This window comes from Pseudoalteromonas sp. MSK9-3, from assembly GCF_003590335.1.
Taxonomy (GTDB): Bacteria; Pseudomonadota; Gammaproteobacteria; order Enterobacterales; family Alteromonadaceae; genus Pseudoalteromonas.
Map to the genome: position 1 here is coordinate 1 of NZ_MIET01000080.1, position 385 is coordinate 385.

1 rRNA gene is annotated in these 385 nt (G+C 50.9%); it reads left to right on the top strand.

From position 1 onward, the window contains the following. Window positions 1-385: ribosomal RNA gene (locus BGP78_RS22500) — 23S ribosomal RNA — on the top strand; the annotation flags it as partial.

Here is a 385-nt window from a genome sequence, read left to right on the forward strand (position 1 = left end):
AAATCGCAGTGAAGATGCTGTGTACCCGCGGCTAGACGGAAAGACCCCGTGAACCTTTACTACAGCTTGGCACTGAACATTGAACCTACATGTGTAGGATAGGTGGGAGACTTAGAAGCACAGTCGCTAGATTGTGTGGAGTCAACCTTGAAATACCACCCTTGTAGTTTTGATGTTCTAACGTAGGTCCCTGATCGGGATTGCGGACAGTGCCTGGTGGGTAGTTTGACTGGGGCGGTCTCCTCCCAAAGAGTAACGGAGGAGCACGAAGGTTGGCTAAGTACGGTCGGACATCGTACGGTTAGTGTAATGGTAGAAGCCAGCTTAACTGCGAGACAGACACGTCGAGCAGGTACGAAAGTAGGTCATAGTGATCCGGTGGTTC